Annotated in this window: 13 protein-coding genes; 4 read left to right on the forward strand and 9 right to left on the reverse strand. The window is 70.3% G+C overall.

Features of this window, described 5'->3' with window-relative positions; all coding sequences use genetic code 11:
• The first annotated feature begins 164 nt into the window (after positions 1 to 164).
• Together ACFY0K_RS20035 and ACFY0K_RS20040 are read left to right on the forward strand one after the other, a co-directional pair.
• Positions 165 to 4,286 carry a Hint domain-containing protein gene (locus ACFY0K_RS20035; RefSeq protein ID WP_390640938.1) on the forward strand — a complete coding sequence of 1,374 codons (4,122 nt, stop codon included), beginning with the start codon at positions 165 to 167 and terminating at the stop codon, positions 4,284 to 4,286.
• A gap of 17 nt (positions 4,287 to 4,303) precedes the next feature.
• Positions 4,304 to 4,768 carry a hypothetical protein gene (locus ACFY0K_RS20040; RefSeq protein ID WP_351962283.1) on the forward strand — a complete coding sequence of 155 codons (465 nt, stop codon included), beginning with the start codon at positions 4,304 to 4,306 and terminating at the stop codon, positions 4,766 to 4,768.
• A 110-nt stretch (positions 4,769 to 4,878) separates the two neighbouring features.
• Here the strand turns inward: ACFY0K_RS20040 and pyk are convergent, their stop codons facing one another.
• The 3 genes from pyk to pta all read right to left on the reverse strand — a co-directional run bounded on the left by pyk (position 4,879) and on the right by pta (position 9,748).
• Entirely contained in the window at positions 4,879 to 6,306 is a 1,428-nt protein-coding gene (pyk, locus tag ACFY0K_RS20045) for a pyruvate kinase (protein WP_382717576.1), read from the reverse strand.
• Positions 6,307 to 6,380: 74 nt separating this feature from the next.
• On the reverse strand, positions 6,381 to 7,616 hold the full coding sequence (locus tag ACFY0K_RS20050; protein WP_390640939.1) for an acetate kinase: 1,236 nt from the start codon (positions 7,614 to 7,616) through the stop codon (positions 6,381 to 6,383).
• Positions 7,613 to 9,748 (reverse strand): phosphate acetyltransferase, encoded by a 2,136-nt coding sequence (pta, locus tag ACFY0K_RS20055; protein ID WP_390640940.1) that lies wholly within the window; start codon positions 9,746 to 9,748, stop codon positions 7,613 to 7,615. Before pta ends, ACFY0K_RS20050 begins: the two co-directional genes overlap by 4 nt.
• Positions 9,749 to 9,934: 186 nt before the next feature.
• Between pta and ACFY0K_RS20060 the strand changes: the two genes are divergently transcribed.
• The gene (locus tag ACFY0K_RS20060) at positions 9,935 to 10,960 is read left to right on the forward strand and encodes an ATP-dependent 6-phosphofructokinase (protein WP_390640941.1); all 1,026 of its coding nucleotides are present in this window, start codon (positions 9,935 to 9,937) and stop codon (positions 10,958 to 10,960) included.
• 117 nt (positions 10,961 to 11,077) lie between these two features.
• Here the strand turns inward: ACFY0K_RS20060 and ACFY0K_RS20065 are convergent, their stop codons facing one another.
• The 4 genes from ACFY0K_RS20065 to ACFY0K_RS20080 form a co-directional block, all read right to left on the reverse strand.
• Entirely contained in the window at positions 11,078 to 11,791 is a 714-nt protein-coding gene (locus ACFY0K_RS20065; protein WP_390640942.1) for an XRE family transcriptional regulator, read from the reverse strand.
• Between the two features lie 100 nt (positions 11,792 to 11,891).
• A complete protein-coding gene (locus tag ACFY0K_RS20070) occupies positions 11,892 to 12,722 on the reverse strand; it encodes a carbohydrate ABC transporter permease (protein ID WP_388605117.1) in 831 nt (276 codons plus the stop codon).
• A gap of 8 nt (positions 12,723 to 12,730) precedes the next feature.
• On the reverse strand, positions 12,731 to 13,603 hold the full coding sequence (locus ACFY0K_RS20075; protein ID WP_390640943.1) for a carbohydrate ABC transporter permease: 873 nt from the start codon (positions 13,601 to 13,603) through the stop codon (positions 12,731 to 12,733).
• 8 nt (positions 13,604 to 13,611) lie between these two features.
• A complete protein-coding gene (locus tag ACFY0K_RS20080; RefSeq protein ID WP_351962275.1) occupies positions 13,612 to 14,979 on the reverse strand; it encodes an extracellular solute-binding protein in 1,368 nt (455 codons plus the stop codon).
• A 566-nt stretch (positions 14,980 to 15,545) separates the two neighbouring features.
• Here ACFY0K_RS20080 and ACFY0K_RS20085 point away from each other — a divergent pair.
• Complete coding sequence (locus ACFY0K_RS20085; RefSeq protein ID WP_390640944.1) at positions 15,546 to 16,106, forward strand: hypothetical protein; 561 nt, start codon at positions 15,546 to 15,548, stop codon at positions 16,104 to 16,106.
• A gap of 105 nt (positions 16,107 to 16,211) precedes the next feature.
• Here ACFY0K_RS20085 and ACFY0K_RS20090 read toward each other — a convergent pair whose 3' ends face one another.
• Together ACFY0K_RS20090 and ACFY0K_RS20095 are read right to left on the reverse strand one after the other, a co-directional pair.
• Complete coding sequence (locus tag ACFY0K_RS20090) at positions 16,212 to 16,898, reverse strand: response regulator (protein ID WP_351962272.1); 687 nt, start codon at positions 16,896 to 16,898, stop codon at positions 16,212 to 16,214.
• A complete protein-coding gene (locus ACFY0K_RS20095; protein ID WP_351962271.1) occupies positions 16,895 to 18,520 on the reverse strand; it encodes a sensor histidine kinase in 1,626 nt (541 codons plus the stop codon). The genes ACFY0K_RS20090 and ACFY0K_RS20095 overlap by 4 nt, the downstream gene beginning before the upstream one ends.
• Between the last annotated feature and the right edge of the window lie 122 nt (positions 18,521 to 18,642).

The raw sequence follows: 18,642 nt of genomic DNA on the forward strand, positions 1-18,642 counted from the left end.
ACGCCCAGCGGGGGGATCTGTACTCGTTTCCGGCCTTTGCTGTGTCCTGCCCGCTTTCCGCGCGGACCGACTGACGGACTGACCATCCAGAGGAAGGTACGGACGTGCGAATGGCACGAAAGAAGAGATACGGACACACCGGGGGAAGACGACTCCGGCTTGGGGTGGCCGGCACGGCGCTCGCCACCGCCGCCGCGGTGCTCGGCGGACTCGTGTACGCGGTCCCCGCGGCCGCGGACGAGCCCGGCGACAACCCGGCCAACCCCTACCAGCGCACCCTGCGCATCAGCCTGGGTGCCCAGGCCCGCGCGGACCGCTGCCAGGCGGGACAGGCCGTGCACTTCGGCGGCCCCGCCCTCAAGGCGACCGCAGCGGCGAAGCTCACCGGCACGGACGCCGCACTGCGCGCCTTCGTGACCCCGGACGCCTTGGGCGGCGAGTGGGGCCAGGCCGCCGTCCGCGACCAGGACGCGGGCATCGCCGCCCTGAACGCGTTCCGGGACCGCCAGACGAAACTGGACGAGGCCAACAAGCCCTACCGCTCGGTGAACTCCTCGAACGGCCGGGACTTCTGGGCCCCCGAGTTCGGCGCGGACATCGTCACCTTCACCCTCGGTACACAGCAGAAGCTGTACAACAAGGCGTCGGAAAACCCCACGCCGCACCCTGGCCAGGCCTCCCTGGACCAGGCCAAGAAGGTGCTCGACGCGTTCGACACCGGCGGCGACGCTTGGGCGGCGGCCTACAAGGACGTCGCCGGCAGGGAACTGCTCGAGACGAGCAACTTGGGCTATTCCTCGGCCAACGACATCGCCACATTCCTGCGCTTCGGCGGCTTCGCCACCAAGGCCCCCGAGCCGGACTCGCTGGAGTTCCGCACCGAGGTCGAGGCGCTGAAGCAGGCCTGGGCGGCCTGTGACAGCGACAACCCGATCGACCACTACCGAGTGCTGACCGGGGCCGTCACCGCGGCTTACACGGAATGGGAGGCGGAGTACGCCGGCCAGGCCGACCAGCGCCAGCAGATCGTCGCCGCCGAGGCCGCCGCGGCGAAGGAGACGCGCGCCGCCACGGAGGCCATGACCGAGGCGGTCCGGCAGGCGTGGCTGGCGGACCAGATCCTGTACTGGCAGAAGTACTGGGCCGCGCACAAGGACTCCATCAACTACCCGAAGGCTGCCGTCTTCACGAAGGCGACGGCCGACCTGAACGCGGCGAAGGCCGCGGCGGCCAAGCAGGTGACCGTGGCGGACGCGGCCGTCGGGCGGGCCAGGACGGCCGCAGACACCGTCACCGCCCAGCAGCAGAAGGCCTGGCAGATCGCCGACGCGGCGCAGCAGCCCCGCGGCCGGGGCCTGCTGTACGCCCAGCAGTCGGTGCAGGTCACCAAGGCCTCGTACGCCGCCGCTCAGGCCGCCGCGAAGGCGACGCTGACCGCTTCGAACGCGGCGAAGGCCACTGTGGCCGACTCCCAGACACTGCTCGCGCTGGCCAAGACCCAGACGCACGCCCTGAACACCGAGTTCCGCAAGACGGCGGCACTGGAGGCCAAGGCCCAGGCGAAGGCCGCCGCTGATTCCGCCGCCAAGCTGGCGGCCGAGGCGGCGGCCGACGCCACCACCGCGAAGAACGCCCGCGCGACAGCCGAGAAGGCGGAACAGACCGCCAGGGACCAGGCAGCCGAGGCAAAACGGCAACGCGGTGTCGCGGAGGCCGAGAAGGCCAACGCCGAGCGGGAGCGCGACAACGCGGCGAGCGAGCGGGCGAAGGCCGGCGCGGCCGAGGAACGGGCACGGGGCGAGCAGGACACTGCCCGCCAGGCCCGTACGGACGCGGAGTCGGCGGGTGCCACGGCGGCGGAGAAGCTGGCGGCGGCCGAGGACGCCGAACTGCGCGCCTACCAGGCCCGTAACACCGCGGTCAAGGCCGAGCACGAGAAGGAAGCCACCGCCTCCCGGGCGGCCGCGCTGGAGTCAGCGGCCGCCGCGGCCGACGGCACCTCGGCGGCGGCCGAGACGCGGCAGGCGGCAACGGAGGCACGTACCGCTGCCAACACGGCGGCGGGTGCGGCGACCCGGGCCCGGGTGGCCGCCGACGACGCGACCACGGCCGCGGTGAACGCACGAGCGGCGGCAACGCGTGCGGAAGGCGCGGCCAAGCGTTCCCGGTCCGCTGCCGACGCCGCCCAGTCGGCATACGCGAAGACGCGGGCCGCGGCGGCCACCGCGCATGCCGCGGCGGCCGAGGCGATCGACGCGGCGGCAGCGGCGAAGGCGAAGGCCGAGCAGGCCGACGCCGAGGCGAAGAAGGCCCAGACCGCAGCGGCCACCGCACGCAAGGAGGCCACTGCGGCGGTGGCCGAGGCTGCGAAGACGGCCGCGTGGGCTGCGAAGACCGCCGGATACGCCACCGCCACGGCACAGTACGCGCAGGCCGCCCGGGACGCCGCGACCGCGACGACCAAGGTGGCCGACGAAGCGATCAGCTTGGGCACTCCCTACCAGGAGAGTGACGCCTCGGCGGCGTACGCGGTGCTGATCGGGCAGACCGCCAAGTCCCTCGCCGAGCAGCAGGCGACCGCGGCGAAGGCCAAGTCGGACGAGGCGAAGAAGGCGGCCGCACAGGCCAAGGCGCTCGCCGACAAGGCCGCCGGCGATGCGAAGACCGCGCTCCAGGCTGCGGCCGACGCCGCGGACTACGCCGTGCAGGCGGTCAACTCGGCCGCGGCGGCGAACGCTTCGGCGGCCGCAGCGGCGGTCGACGCCGCAGCCGCGCAGAAGGCGGACGCGAACGCCCAGAAGTACGACCAGCAGGCGGGCACCGACGCCTTCTACGCCAACTTCGCCGCGAACGAGGCCGAGTCGGCGGCCTCCCAGGCCGACCGGGACGCCACCGAGGCCGAGAAGGACGCCACCAGCGCCCGGTCTGCCGCCAGCAGCGCCGAACAGGACGCGGCGGCGGCCGACCGGACGGCCACCCAGGCGGAGAGCAACGCCACCGCAGCGGAAGGCGCGGCGGACAAGGCCGCCGGCTACGCCGACCAAGCGGACAAGGCGGCCACGCGGGCGGAGGCCGAGGAACGGGAGCGGGCCAGGCAGGAGCGGGCGGAAGTCGTCAACTCCGGCGGTTCGACTGCGGAGTACGTCCTGACCAAGGACGAGGAGGCCGCTCTGCTCGCGGAGTGCGGTCAGACCTGCGTCGATCAGTACCGCGAAGCCATGGCGGCTGCGAACCAGGACGTCCTCGACTGGGTGAAGGCGAACGGCGGCGCGATCCTGCTCGACCTGCTCGGGGTCACGGACGCCAAGAAGTGCTTCTCCGACCCGGACGTGGAGAGCTGCCTCTGGACGCTCGTCAACGCCATCAGCGTGGTCACCCTGATCGGCAAGGCACCGGCCGTGGCCACGGCCATCGTGCGGGTCAGCACCGGGATCGCGAAGTTCTTCGAGGGCGCGACGAAGGCACGCAAGACGATGAAAGCGCTGAAGGTCATCATCGACGCGCGGCTGGCCAAGGGCGTGTCGTTCTGCGTGAAGCACAGCTTCGTGGCCGGGACCATGGTCAAGATGGCCGACGGCGGGGTCCGTGCCATCGAGAAGGTCACCGCGGGCGACCAGGTCCTCAACGCCCGGCCGGGTGACACCGTCGCCGAACGGCACGGCGTCGTGCTGGCGCACCGCACCACCACCGACACCCGGTTCACCGACCTGAGCGTGGCCACGCCGAGCGGCCGGCGCACCATCACAGGCACGTCCGACCACCCGTTCTACGACCTCACTACGGGGTCCTGGACGGACGCGGGGCGACTCAAGGAGGGTCACCGGCTGCAGACACTGGGCCACGGCACGGTCACGGTCGTCGGGGTCACGTCGTACATCAGGCCACAGCTCACCTACGACCTCACGGTGGAGGGCGTCCACTCTTACTTCGTGATGGCCGGGGACAGCCCGGTGCTGGTCCACAACATCAGCTGCCGCACGATCACCAGCGGGGCGCTGAAGCACATCGGTGACGAGCATCTGTGGGGCGGCAGTTACCACCTCGCGGGCGACATGGGGAACGTCTTCGCCGAGGGGCTCGACGCTGGCAAGCTCAAGAAGCTGATCGAGGAAGCGGCGCAGTTCGGGCACGAGGTGCCCCGGGCGAAGGCCGACACCCGCGGAGGCAACTACGTCGACTACGCATTCGACAATGTGACGACCGGGGCGAACGGCCAGAACGGCATCCGGCTCGTCGTCGACGAGTTCGGCAACCTGGTCACCGCGATGCCCAAGAACGTCTGGTGAGGGAAAGGTATGGACGGATGATCGACTTCGCCTTCGAGCCGCGTGCGGACGACGACTCCTGGTCACCGGACTGGCGGCCACCGGTCACCGACCTGAGTGCCTCGGACTTCAGCCTGCGGTACTTCAAGGCCGACCTGCGGCTCGTCGTCCACGGAGTGGACCTCGGCGTGCGGCTGCTGGGAGAGCCGGTGGTCGACATCGCCCTGCTGCTGGACCACGCGGTTGGGGAGCTGGAGACCCGCGCTGACGTCGAGGTCGAGGCCTCCCTCACCCAGCACGTCTACGCCTTCCACCGGGAGGGGACGACCGTCACCCTTACGACGGACTGGCCGCCGGCCAGGGCGGAGCTGAGCTGGGAGGAACTGCGCGGACTCGCCGAGCGGGCGAAGGCCGAGGCCGTGCGGTTGATCACCGCCGCCCACCCGGAACTGGGCGGCAACGCCTGGCTGCGGGAGACGGTCGGAGCGCCGCCGACCGTGTGAGATCGCTGCGTCAGGGTCGGCCGCCGACCCAGACGCGCCTGAGGGCGCCTCCTGTCACAGGGGGCGCCCTCAGTGTCGTGCAAGGTTGTACAGGGCCCTTCAGAAGGCCGTCACTTGTTGATGCCGCCGATGTGGTGGACGCGGAGCATGTTGGTGGTGCCCGGGACGCCGGGGGGCGAGCCGGCCGTGATGATGACGGTGTCGCCCGCGTTGAAGCGGTTGATCTTGGCGAGCTCCTGGTCGACCATGTCGACCATTTCGTCCGTGCTGTTCACGAACGGCACCACGTGCGACTCCACGCCCCAGCTGAGGGTGAGCTGGTTGCGGGTGCTCTCGTCGGTGGTGAAGGCGATGATCGGCTGCTGCGCGCGGTAGCGCGAGAGGCGGCGGGCGGTGTCGCCGGACTGGGTGAAGGCGACCAGGCCGCGGCCGCCGAGGAAGTCGGCGATCTCGCAGGCCGCACGGGCCACCGCACCGCCCTGCGTACGCGGCTTCTTGCCCGGGACCAGCGGCTGCAGGCCCTTGCTGAGCAGCTCCTGCTCGGCCGCCTGGACGATCTTCGACATCGTCTTCACGGTCTCGACCGGGTACGCGCCCACGGAGGACTCGGCGGAGAGCATGACCGCGTCGGCGCCGTCCAGGATCGCGTTGGCGACGTCGGAGGCCTCCGCGCGGGTCGGGCGGGAGTTGGTGATCATCGACTCCATCATCTGGGTCGCCACGATCACCGGCTTGGCGTTGCGCCGGCACAGCTCGATCAGGCGCTTCTGCACCATGGGGACCTTCTCGAGCGGGTACTCGACGGCCAGGTCGCCACGGGCCACCATGACGGCGTCGAACGCCATCACGACGCCCTCCATGTTCTCCACCGCCTGCGGCTTCTCCACCTTGGCGATGACGGGGACCCGGCGGCCCTCCTCGTCCATCACCTTGTGGACGTCGTCGACGTCCTTGGCGTCCCGCACGAAGGACAGCGCGACCATGTCGCAGCCCATGCGCAGCGCGAACCGGAGGTCCTCGACGTCCTTCTCGGACAGCGCGGGCACGTTGACGGCCGCGCCGGGCAGGTTGATGCCCTTGTGGTCGGAGACGACACCGCCCTCGATGACGATCGTCTTCACCCGCGGGCCGTCGACGTCCGTGACCTTCAGCTCGACGTTGCCGTCGTTGATGAGGATCTGGTCGCCGCGCGAGACGTCGCCCGGCAGGCCCTTGTAGGTCGTACCGCAGATGGTCTTGTCGCCCGGGACGTCCTCGGTCGTGATGACGAACTCGTCACCGCGCTCCAGCTCCACCGGTCCCTCGGCGAAGGTCTCCAGACGGATCTTCGGGCCCTGCAGGTCGGCGAGGACGCCGATGGCACGGCCGGTCTCCTTGGCGGCGGCCCGGACGCGGTCGTACCGCCCCTGGTGCTCGGCGTGGGAGCCGTGGCTGAAATTGAACCGGGCCACGTTCATGCCCGCCTCGATCATGGCGACGAGCTTCTCGTGGGTGTCGACCGCGGGGCCGAGAGTACAGACGATTTTCGAACGGCGCATGGGGGCGATCCTATCGGTTTGTTTCGCTACGGAATATTCCGTCTGGTGGAAGATACAAATGGGCGCTAATGTGCTCAGCTGTTATTTCCGACCGGTGCCGATCCGGTACCGACGAGCGCGTACGTCTGGGTCGCGATCTCCAGCTCCTCGTCCGTCGGCACCACCGCGACGGCGACGCGTGCGCCGGCGGGGGATATCAGCCGCGGCTCGTCCGCCCGTACGGCGTTCAGCTCCGGGTCGACCGCCAGCCCCAGCCCCTCCAGGCCCGCCACCGCGGCCTCCCGCACCGGGGCCGCGTTCTCGCCGACGCCCGCGGTGAAGGCCACCGCGTCGACCCGGCCGAGGACGGCGCAGTACGCGCCGATGTACTTCTTCAGGCGGTGAATGTAGATGTCGAAGGCGAGTTGGGCCGCTTCGTCGCCCTCGTCGATCCGGCGCCGGATCTCCCGCATGTCGTTGTCACCGCACAGACCGAACAAACCACTCCTCTTGTTGAGAAGAGTGTCGATCTCGTCCATGGACATTCCGCCAACTCGCGCCAAATGGAAAATGACGGCCGGGTCCAGATCACCGGAACGGGTCCCCATCACCAGCCCCTCCAAAGGCGTCAGTCCCATCGAGGTGTCCACGCACCGGCCGCCTCGGACGGCCGACGCGGACGCCCCGTTGCCGAGGTGCAGCACGATGACGTTCACCTCTTCCGGTGTCCTTCCCAGCAGCCGCGCGGTCGCCCGGGACACGTAGGCGTGCGAGGTGCCGTGGAAGCCGTACCGTCGGATCCGGTACCGGTCGGCGAACTTCGGGTCGATCGCGTACCGCGCCGCGGACTCCGGCATCGTCGTGTGGAACGCCGTGTCGAAGACGGCGACCTGCGGCAGGTCCGGACGCAGCGCCTGCGCGGTGCGGATGCCGGTCAGGTTGGCCGGGTTGTGCAGCGGGGCGACCGGGATCAGCCGCTCGATCTCGGCGAGCACCGCGTCGTCGATCACCGTCGGCTCGGTGAAGAACATCCCGCCGTGCACCACCCGGTGCCCGATCGCGGCCAGTTCCGGCGAGTCGAGCCCGAGCCCGTCCCGCGTCAGCTCCTCCGCCACGGCCTTCAGGGCGGCCTCGTGGTCGGCGATCGGCCCGAGGGCCTCGCGGGTGCCACCGCTGTCCAGGCAGGTGTGCCTGAGCCGCGAGGTCTGCTCGCCGATCCGTTCGACGAGACCGACCGCGAGCCGGCTGCTGTCCCGCATGTCAAGCAGCTGGTACTTCACCGACGAGGAACCGGAGTTGAGGACGAGGACACGGGTCGGACTGGGGCTCACTGGGCGGTTGCCTTCTCGCTCGGGGACGCGGCCTGGGACCCGGTGGGGGACTCAGGGGGCTCGGCCGGATTCTGGGCCTGGATCGCCGTGATGGCGACGGTGTTGACGATGTCCTGGACGAGGGCGCCCCGGGACAGGTCGTTGACGGGCTTGCGCAGCCCCTGCAGCACCGGCCCGACCGCGATCGCGCCGGCCGACCGCTGCACGGCCTTGTAGGTGTTGTTGCCGGTGTTGAGGTCCGGGAAGATCAGCACGCTGGCCTGCCCGGCGACCTCGGAGCCCGGCAGCTTGGTGGCGGCGACCGACGGCTCCACGGCCGCGTCGTACTGGATCGGCCCCTCGATCAGCAGGTCGGGCCGGCGCGAGCGCGCCAGCTCGGTCGCCTCCCGCACCTTGTCCACGTCCGCCCCCGAACCCGAGGTGCCCGTCGAGTACGACAGCATCGCGATCCGCGGCGCCACGCCGAACTGGGCGGCCGTCCCCGCCGACTGGACGGCGATGTCGGCGAGTTGCTCGGCGTTCGGGTCCGGGTTCACCGCGCAGTCGCCGTAGACCAGCACCTGGTCGGCGAGGCACATGAAGAAGACGGACGAGACGATCGACGACCCCGGCTTGGTCTTGATGATCTCGAACGCCGGGCGGATGGTCGCCGCCGTGGAGTGCACGGACCCCGAGACCATGCCGTCCGCGAGGCCCTCCTGCACCATCAGGGTGCCGAAGTAGTTGACGTCGGCGACCACGTCGTACGCCAGTTCCACCGTCACGCCCTTGTGGGCGCGGAGCAGGGCGTACTGCTCGGCGAACGCGTCGCGCAGTTCGGAGGTGGCCGGGTCGATCAGCTGGGCGTCGCCGAGGTCGATGCCGAGGTCGGCGGCCTTCTTGCGGATCTGGTCGACGGGTCCGAGCAGTGCTATGTCACATACCCCACGGCGCAGCAGCACCTCCGCCGCATGCAGCACCCGCGGCTCGGTCCCCTCCGGCAGCACCACCCGCCGCTTGTCGGACCGCGCCTGCTCCAGGAGCTTGTGCTCGAACATCATCGGGGTGAGCCGGCCGGTGCTCGGCGCCGAGACCCGCTTGTCGAGGCCGCCGGTGTCGACGTACCGCTCGAACAGGCCGAGCGCGGTCTCCGCCTTGCGCGGGGTGGCCGCGTTCAGCCTGCCCTCCAGGGAGAACAGCTGGGCGGCGGTCGGGAAGCTGTTGCCGGGCACGGACAGCACCGGGGTGCCGGGGGCCAGCCGGGCGGCGAGGGTGAGGATCTCGTCGGCGGGCCGCTCGCCGAGGGTGAGCAGCACGCCGGCTATCGGCGGGGTGCCGGCGCTGTGCGCGGCCAGCGAGCCGACGACCAGGTCCGCGCGGTCGCCCGGGGTCACCACCAGGCAGCCCGGGGTCAGGGCGGGCAGGAAGCTCGGCAGCATCGCCCCGCCGAAGACGAAGTCCAGCGCGTCCCTGGCCAGCCCCGAGTCGTCGCCGAGCAGCACCTTCGCGTCGAGCGCGTGGGCGATCTGGGCGACCGTCGGCGCGGAGAGCGCGGGCTCGTCCGGCAGGACGTACACCGGCACCGGCAGCCGCCCGTCGATCCGCCGGGCTATCTCGTCCCGGTCCCCGCGCGCGACACGGTTGGCGATCATCGCCAGCACGTCGCAGCCGAGACCGTCGTACGCCCGGAACGCGTTGCGGGTCTCCGCCAGCACCGACTCCGCGTCCTCGTCGCGGCCGCCGACCACCGGGATCACCGAGGCACCGAACTCGTTGGCGAGCCGGGCGTTGAGGGACAGTTCGTCCGGGAACTGGGTGTCGGCGTAGTCGGTGCCGAGGACGAGCACGACGTCGTAGTCGCGGGCGACCAGGTGGAAGCGGTCCACGAGGGCGGAGACCAGTTCGTCGGCACCGCGCTCGGCCTGGAGGGCGGAGGCCGCGTGGTAGTCCATGCCGTACACGGTCGCCGGGTCCTGGGCGAGGCGGTACCGCGCACGCAGCAGCTCGAACAGCCGGTCGGGACCGTCGTGGAGGAGGGGGCGGAACACACCGACGCGGTCGACCTGCCGGGTCAGCAGCTCCATCACGCCCAGCTCGACGACCTGGCGGCCGTCGCCGCGGTCGATCCCGGTCACGTACACGCTGCGCGTCACGTGTGCACTCCGTCTCTGTGTAGTACCTGTGCGGCCGCATAAAAATCGCCCACCGTGGTGAGCGGAACCCTCTTGACAATACCCCCGACGCCGGATAAGGCGCCCGTCAGGACTTCGCCCGCCCGTCCGGCATGAAACAATCAGATCGGCTCACCGGTAACGACAGCGAGCAGGAGACACACCACCATGCGCATCGGAGTTCTCACCGCAGGCGGCGACTGCCCCGGCCTGAACGCCGTCATCCGATCGGTGGTGCACCGGGCCGTCGCCCAGTACGACGACGAGGTCATCGGTTTCGAGGACGGCTTCCGGGGCCTGCTCGACGGCCACTACCGCACCCTCGACCTGGACGCGGTCGGCGGCATCCTGTCCCTCGGCGGCACGATCCTCGGGTCGTCGCGGCTGGAGCGGGACCGGCTGCGTGAGGCGTGCGACCGGGCCACCGACATGGTCGAGGAGTTCGGCATCGACGCGCTGATCCCGATCGGCGGCGAGGGCACGCTGACCGCGGCGCGCATGCTGTCCGACGCGGGCCTGCCGGTCGTCGGCGTCCCGAAGACCATCGACAACGACATCTCCTCCACCGACCGCACCTTCGGCTTCGACACGGCGGTCGGCGTCGCCACCGAGGCGATGGACCGTCTCAAGACCACCGCAGAGTCCCACCAGCGGGTGATGGTCGTCGAGGTGATGGGCCGGCACGCCGGCTGGATCGCCCTGGAGTCCGGGATGGCGGCCGGCGCCCACGGCATCTGCCTCCCCGAGCGGGCCTTCGACCCTGCCGACCTGGCCAAGATGGTCGAGGAGCGCTTCGCCCGCGGCAAGAAGTTCGCCGTGGTGTGCGTGGCGGAGGGCGCCCACCCCGCCGACGGCACGATGGACTACGGCAAGGGCGAGATCGACCAGTACGGTCACGAGCGCTTCCAGGGCATCGGTACGGCCCTGGCGTACGAGCTGGAGCGGCGGCTCGGCAAGGAGGCCAAGCCGGTCATCCTCGGACACGTCCAGCGGGGCGGCACGCCGACGGCCTACGACCGCGTCCTCGCGACGCGGTTCGGGTGGCATGCGGTGGAGGCGGCGCACCGGGGCGACTTCGGGAGGATGACCGCGTTGCGGGGGACCGACATCCGGATGGTGCCGCTCGCGGAGGCGGTGACCGAGTTGAAGACGGTGCCGAAGGATCGGATGGACGAAGCCGAGTCGGTTTTCTAGGGCTGGGGTTTCGTTTCGGGCTGCGGGTGTGTGGGGGCCGGTCGCGCAGTTCCTCCCCCAGCCTTCGGCTGGGGGTACCCCCAGCGCCCCTGAAGGGGCGCGTCCAGCGAGGCGCGTTCAAGCAGTCCCCTTCCCCACTTCATTCCAGAAGTGGGTGACGATCCCAGCCAGGAAGTCTCTGCCCCTGTCCTCGGCGGAATCGGTCGTCGGGATGTTGCCCCAGGCCAGGGTCGCCGTCATCCGCCCCTGGTAGTCCTCGTGGAGCTCGCGCAGCGCGTCCTCGATCTGGCGCTTGTCCAGCGGGACGACCTTGCCCACCTGGCGGACGTAGGCCTGCCAGCGGGTGGTGACCGCGTTGCGCAGCAGCTCCGCCAGTTTCTCCTCCTTGCCGGTGACGGTGATGAAGTCCGGCAGGGAGAGGCTGAGGGCGTCGGCCAGGGCGGCTGACTGCCGTTCCGTGCCCTGCCAGTCCTCGTCCTCCTCCATCGCGAGATAGCCGAGGAGGTCGAGGCCGACCGCGAGGGCCACGTCCTCCGGGGCCAGCCCGCGGGCGATCCGGTGTTCGCGCAGGGTGCGCGGCCGGCCGATCAGTTCGCCCGGGGCACACCACAACACGGCGGCCAGCGCGGTGAGTTCGGGACTGCTGGGGATCAGCGCACCGCGTTCCCAGGCGAGGACGAGATCGGGCGTGGCGTACGGCAGCCCGTACGAGGCCCGCAGGTCGTGGGCCACGTGCTCGGGCCCCATGCCGAGAGCGGCACGGAGTCTGCGGGCGGCGGGGGCGTTGAAGGGGGGACCTGGCTGGTTCGGCAGAGCTGGGGGTCGGCGCACAGGCGTCAAGGTAGGGGTGCCCGGGGGTGCTGACTACGGTCCGTTCGGCCAGGAACACGGATTGTGGGAACGTACGGATCCACGGGTGCTGCTCACCTGTTCATCCCTTGACGGCCCCGCCGAGCGCGAACCCGCCTCCCAGCCGGCGCGCGACCAGCACGTACAGCAGGATCACCGGCGTCGAGTAGATGACGGAGAAGGCGGCGAGCTGGCCGTACGCCACCATGCCGCGGTTGCCGAAGAAGTCGTTGATGGAGACCGAGGCGGGCATCTGGTCCGGCGAGAGCAGCAGCATGAAGGGGACGAAGAAGTTGCCCCACATCATCACGAAGGCGAAGACGGTGACGACGGCGAGACCGGGTCCCATCAGCGGCAGCACGATCCGCACCAGCGACTGGGCGGAGCCCGCCCCGTCCGTCCAGGCGGCCTCCTCCAGTTCCTTCGGGACGCCGTCCATGAAGTTCTTCATCAGCCAGATGGCGAAGGGGAGCTGGGAGGCGGCGAAGAACAGGATCGTGCCCTGCATGGTGTCGATCAGGTTGATCCGGACGAACAGCGCGTACACCGGCACCATGATCGCCGTGATCGGCAGGCTCGTCGCGAACAGGATGGACAGCAGGAACGGCCGGTTGAACCGGGAGCGATAGCGGGAGAGCGGGTAGGCGGCGAGGGCGGCGCAGACGACGGTGAGCGCGGTGGCGCCGCCGCACAGGATCAGGCTGTTGAGCAGCGGGGTGTAGGTGATGTCCGGGGTGAGGATCGCGTCGAAGTTCCCGAAGGTGAACCCGTCCGGGATCCGTACCCGCAGGCCGGCGTGCGGGTCGACGGCGGAGAGGACCACCCAGGCGAGCGGCAGCACGAAGGCGGCGGCCACGATCAGCAGCCCGAGATCGGCGGCGAGCCGGTGCGAACGGCGTTGACGGCGGGGCATGGCCGCGTTCACACCTCCGTGCGCAGCAGGCGCATGTAGACGACGGAGAAGAGCGAACCGACCAGGAGAAGGAGCAGGGCGACCGCGGTCCCGTACCCGATCATGCTGTTCTGGAAGGCCTGTTCGTACATGAAGAGGGGCAGCGTCTGGCTCTTGCCGCCGGGACCGCCCCTGGTCATCACCCAGATCAGCCCGAAGACGGAGAGCGTCTGGAGGGTGTTGAGCATCAGGTTCGTCCCGATGGACCGCCGGATCATCGGCAGCGTGATGTGCCACATCCGCCGCCAGCCGCCGGCGCCGTCCACCTCCGCCGACTCCTCGATCTCGCTGGGTATCTCGTCGAGGGCGGCGGAGTAGACCAGCATCGAGAAGGCCGTGCCCCGCCACACGTTGGCGAACGACACGGCCAGGATCGGCAGCGTGAACAGCCAGTTCTGCGAGGGCAGGTGAAGAAGGCCGAGGATGGCGTTGAGGGTGCCCTCCTTGCGGAAGAAGGCGTACAGCAGGAACCCGGCGACGACCTCCGGCAGCACCCACGCCGTGACCACGATCCCCCCGGTCAGCGTCCGCACCGGCTTCGACGCCCGCCGCATCAGCGCGGCGAGCGCGAGGCCCAGCGTGTTCTGCCCGACGAGCGAGGACAGCACGGTGAAGACGAGGGTCAGCCAGACGGCGTTCAGGAAGGCGTCGTCGCGGAACGCCCGGCGGAAGTTGGCGAAACCCACGAAGGACGAGTGCGCCTGCCCGGTGAGCTGGAGGTCGGTGAAGGCGATCCAGGCGCAGTAGACGATCGGCCCGCCCAGGAACAGGAGGATCAGGACCAGGGCGGGGACGAGCGGGAGGCCGCGGGCGATGCGCCGGGTGACCACGGGATGCCTCACCGGCTGACTCACCGGGTGACCACTTGGCCGTCGGTCACGTCCTTGAGCGTCGAATCGTAGGTGCCCGCCGCCTTGTCGACCGACGCGTCACCGGTGGTCACGCTCTCCATGGCCTCCTGGATGGCGGTGGAGACCTTCGGGTAGGCCGTGTAGGCGGGCCGGTAGTGCGTACTGGCGACGAGATCGGTGAAGAACTTGATGCCGGGCTGGGCGGACGTGTACGACGGGTCGCTCGCGACGTCCTTGCGCACCGCGATCCCGGAGTTGGCGATGTACCACTTCTGGGCGTTCGCCTTGGTCTGCATGGTCTTGATGAAGTCGAAGGCGAGGTCGGGGTTGCCGGCCTTGGCGGGGATGGACCAGGTCCAGCCGCCCGACATGCTCACCTTGCCGGGTGCCTGGCCGTGCTGGGTCGGCATGTAGGCGAGACCGAGCTGCTTGGACCAGTCGGGCCACTCGTGACCGCTGCCCTGGAGCCAGTTCTGGGGCAGCCAGGACCCGTCGAGGTTGATGCCCAGCTTGCCCTGGGGCATGAGCTCACCCCAGACGGTGTTCCGGTAGTTGGGGTCGAGCGCGTCGGAGACGTCCGGCCCCAGCTTGTCCTTGTACACGGTCCGGACGAAGGACAACGCGTCCTTGAACCCCTGGCTCCCGGCGATCCACTTCTTGCTCGACTTGTCGTAGAGCGGATCGCCGGTCCCGTCGTTGGTGCCGTAGAGCAGCATCTCGAAGCCCTGCATGCTCGCCGTCTCCCCGGCAGCCTTGCCGGTGTAGACGTTGAGGGGCGTGACGCCGGGCACCTTCTGCTTGATCGTCCGGGCGGCGGCCAGCACGTCGTCCCAGTTCTTCGGCTGCCAGTCGGTCGGCAGCCCGGCCTTCTCGAACACCCGCTTGTCGAACCAGAGCCCGCGGGTGTCGGTGCCGTCCGGCACGCCGTACGTCTTCCCGTCCTCGCCCCTGGCCGCCGACTTCGCGGTGTCGATGAACTGGCCCCAGTCCTTCCACTTGGCGAGATAGGAGTCGAGGGGCTTGAGATACCCGCTGGTGATGTCGGAGTTGATGAGGAAGGTGTCCTCGTAGACGAGGTCGGGAGCGGTCCGCGGCGATCTCAGCATCTGCTGGAGCTTGGTGTAGTAGTCCGCGTCCGAGGCCTTGATGGGGACGAGCTCGACCTTCTTCCCCGGGTACTCCTTCTCGAACTGCTTCTTGATGTCCGCGAGATAGGTGTCCGTCACCTTGACGGAGTTGTCCATGGACTGCTTGAACGAGACCTTCACGGTGTCCGGACTGCTTCCGGATCCGCTGCCGCACGCGCTGAGCGAGGCGGCGGCGGTGACGACGGCGAGGGCAACGATGCTGACGGCGGTGGGGCGCACGGGCACGACCTCCTCGGCGGCCACTGCGCTGTGGCCTGGGGGTTCGTCTGTCTGCCCGGTGAAGGTAAGTCGAGTGGTCTAGTCAGGTCAATGTGCGTGCAGGGGTTTGGTGATCGACGTCGTCATGCGGGGCTCTCCCACTCCTCACGGAGCATTCCGAAGAGCACGCGGTCGTACCGCTTCCCCTGTACCAGTACAGCCGACCGGAGCCGCGGCCCCAGAACTCCCTTTCGCCGATGGTGACTCCGATGGTGGCCACACCGGCACAGGGGTCGAGATCCCGGTAGTCGACCATGCCTTCACGGTTCCGCCCGCCAGGTCCTCGACCGTCAGCACGGCCGACTCCCTGGGGACCAGTCGCAGCATGGTGTCGAAGCCGATCCGGATCGCCTCCGCGGTGACCGGGCCGAACAAGGGGTCTCCCGCGAGGTTTCCTGCGAACATCGCGCAACCCTGATCGAGCGAAGAAGTCGATGCGGTGTCCCACCCAGAACCGTGACAACCCGTGATCGGGAATGTGTGCGACGCTACGGGGCGATGACCGGGGCGTCGGGGGAGGGGCTCGCATGCCGGAGCAAGGCGTCACTGTCGGGCAGTTGCTGCTCGCCGAGTACCAGGCGGTCAAGGACGAGCAGAAGGCGCGGATCGGTTTCCGGGACAATCTGCTGTACGTGACGCTCGCGGTCGTGGCCGCCGTCATCGCCGCCGCGGCACAGGCCAAGCAGGCTTCGATGCTGCTGGCGTTGCCGCCGGTGTGTGTCGTGCTCGGGTGGACGTACCTGGTCAACGACGAGAAGATCTCGGCGATCGGGCTCTACGTGCGGGACGAGTTGGGGCCGCGGCTTGCTCAACTGGCTTCTGTGGGCGGGGAATTTGCGACCTTCGGCTGGGAGGCGTACCACCGGACCGACGTCCGGCGGCGGACCCGCAAGGCGATCCAGGCCGTGATCGACCTGACGGCGTTCTGCGCGGTGCCGCTGGCCGCACTGGTGGTGTTCTGGGCAGGCGCGGGCGGCGGCGGGTTGCTGGTCGGGCTGTCGGTGCTGGAGGCGCTCGCGGTGGTGGGGCTCGGGATGCAGGTCCTGCTGTGGACGAGGCAGGCCAGGCCGGCGCGGACTCCCCTCTGACGACTCCCTTCGGAGGAGCCGCCCCCGCAGCAGGGCGGCGCCGGATTCGGCGAGCCAGTCGATGCCGTCGAGACCGAGGGGCGCTCGCCGGGCCAACCGAGGTCCTCACCCGCGCCGGCGCTCCCACCGGTACACCAACTCCGGTCTCCCCACCTGCCCGTACAGCGGACTCCGCCCCGCCCGGCCCGCCTCCACCAGGTGCTCCAGATAGCGCCGGGCCGTGATCCGGGAGATCCCCACGCTCTCCGCCAGCGCGGCCGCGGTCAGCCCCTCCGCGGACTCGCGCAGCGCGACGGTCACCCGCTCCAGCGTCGGCGCGCTCAGCCCCTTGGGGAGCGCGGCGGGCGTGGGCGCCCGCAGCGCCGCCAGGGCCCGGTCCACCTCGTCCTGGCCGCTGGCCTCGCCCGCCGCCCCCCGGAACTCCGCGTAGCGGGTGAGCCGGTCGCGGAGGGTCGCGAAGGTGAAGGGCTTCAGGACGTACTGGACCACGCCCAGCGAGACGCCCTCCCGGACCACCGCCAGGTCGCGCGCCGACGTCACCGCTATGACGTCCGCCTGATGCCCCGCCGCCCGGAGCGAGCGCGCGAACTGCAGACCGTGCACGTCCGGCAGGTGCAGGTCGAGGAGGAGGAGGTCCACCGGCGTGCGGTCCAGGATGCGGCGCGCCTCCGCCCCGGTGTGTGCCTTGCCCACCGCCACGAACCCCGGTACCCGGCCCACGTACATGACGTGCGCGTCCGCGGCCACCGGGTCGTCCTCGACGACCAGGACTCTGATCGGTTCGGCGGTCATCGCGCCTCGCCTCCCGCCAGCGGCGCCCGCAACGGCAGCCGTACCTCGAACACCGCTCCGCCCTCCGGCGCCTCCGTCACCGTCAGGGTGCCGTCCAGCCGTACGACCGCCTGCCGTACCAGGGCCAGGCCCAGCCCCCGCCCGCCCGGCCCCGCCGGCTTCGTCGAGAAGCCGCGCTGGAAGACCAGCTCGGCGTGGGCGGGGTCGACCCCGGCGCCCGTGTCCGTCACCCGCATCACCAATTCGGCTTCCTCCGCGTACGCGGTCACCGTCACGCGTGCCCCGACCGTCCCCTGGGCCGCGTCCACCGCGTTGTCGATCAGGTTGCCGAGGATGGTGACCAGATCGCGCGCCGACAGGCTCTCCGGTAGCAAACCGTCATCCAGCCGGCTCTCGTCCGAGACCACCAGCTCCACGCCCCGCTCGTTCGCCTGCGCGGTCTTGCCCAGCAGGAGCGCGGCGAGGACCGGTTCGCTGACGGCGGCCACCACCTGATCGGTCAGCGCCTGCGCCAGCTCCAGCTCCGCGGTCGCGAAGTCCACCGCCTCCTCCGCCCGGCCGAGTTCGATGAGCGACACCACCGTGTGCAGGCGGTTCGCCGCCTCGTGCGCCTGCGAGCGCAGCGCCTGCGTGAAGCCGCGCTCCGAGTCCAACTCGCCCATCAACGACTGGAGTTCGGTGACGTCCCGGAGGGTGACCACGGTGCCGCGCCGCTCGCCCCCCGACACCGGTGAGGTGTTCACCACCAGCACCCGGTCCGCCGTCAGGTGCACCTCGTCCACCCGGGGCTCGGACGCCAGCAACGCGCCGGTCAGCGGGGCCGGCAGGCCCAGCTCCGCCACCGACCGGCCCACGACCTCTCCCTCCGGCCCCACTCCCAGCAGCTCCCGGCCCCCGTCGTTGATCAGCGCCACCCGGTACTGGCCGTCCAGCATCAGCAGCCCCTCGCGCACCGCGTGCAGCGCTGCCTGGTGGTAGTCGTGCATGTGGCTCAGTTCCGCGGCGTTCATGCCGTGGGTATGGCGGCGCAGCCGGGCGTTGATGACGTACGTGCCCAGCGCGCCCAGCAGCAGCGCGCTCGCCGCCACCCCGAGCAGCGCCGTCACCTGCTCCTGGACCCGCTGGCTGATCGCCTCCACCCTGATGCCGGCGCTCACCAGGCCGATCACCCGGCCCTTCTCCTCCACCGGGGTCACCGTGCGCACCGAGGCCCCGAGGGTGCCCTTGTAGGTCTCGCTGTAGGTGTCGCCCTGCTGGGCCGCCTCGATGTGGCCGAGGTAGTGCTTGCCGATCTGGGTCTTGTCGGGGTGGGTCCAGCGGATGCCGTCCGGAGTCATGATCGTGACGAAGTCGACCTCGGTGTCCCGCATCACCTGGAGGGCGTACGGCTGGAGCTCGGCCGTGGGGTGCGCGGTGTGGATCGCGGCGCGGACGGACGGGGCGTCGGCGACCGAGCGGGCCACCGCCGTCGCCTGCCGGGTCGCCGCGTCCTGCGCCTGGTGGCGGTCGCTGACGTACGTGAACAGCGCATAACCGGCGACCACGACCGCTATCAGCACGGCCTGCATGGCGAAGAGCTGGCCGGCCAGGCTGCGAGGGCGGGGGACGGACGGAAAACGCATGTCAGCAGTGTGCCTTCCGGGGCGGGCGTGAACTCAATGAACGGAAGGGTGACCGCCCTCACAGACCGGGAGATAGTCACGGCATCCCCCACATCGCCCGGACGTGAGCCGCACGCCGGTGG

The sequence above is a fragment of the Streptomyces sp. NPDC001507 genome (assembly GCF_042894765.1).
GTDB lineage: Bacteria > Actinomycetota > Actinomycetes > Streptomycetales > Streptomycetaceae > Streptomyces.

Coding starts and splice junctions, on each gene's coding strand:
- ACFY0K_RS20040 (WP_351962283.1), top strand. CDS start 4,304: ATGATCGACTTCGCCTTCGAGCCGCGTGCGGACGACGACTCCTGGTCA.
- pyk (WP_382717576.1), bottom strand. CDS start 6,306: ATGCGCCGTTCGAAAATCGTCTGTACTCTCGGCCCCGCGGTCGACACC.
- ACFY0K_RS20060 (WP_390640941.1), top strand. CDS start 9,935: ATGCGCATCGGAGTTCTCACCGCAGGCGGCGACTGCCCCGGCCTGAAC.
- ACFY0K_RS20070 (WP_388605117.1), bottom strand. CDS start 12,722: ATGCCCCGCCGTCAACGCCGTTCGCACCGGCTCGCCGCCGATCTCGGG.
- ACFY0K_RS20085 (WP_390640944.1), top strand. CDS start 15,546: ATGCCGGAGCAAGGCGTCACTGTCGGGCAGTTGCTGCTCGCCGAGTAC.
- ACFY0K_RS20090 (WP_351962272.1), bottom strand. CDS start 16,898: ATGACCGCCGAACCGATCAGAGTCCTGGTCGTCGAGGACGACCCGGTG.
- ACFY0K_RS20095 (WP_351962271.1), bottom strand. CDS start 18,520: ATGCGTTTTCCGTCCGTCCCCCGCCCTCGCAGCCTGGCCGGCCAGCTC.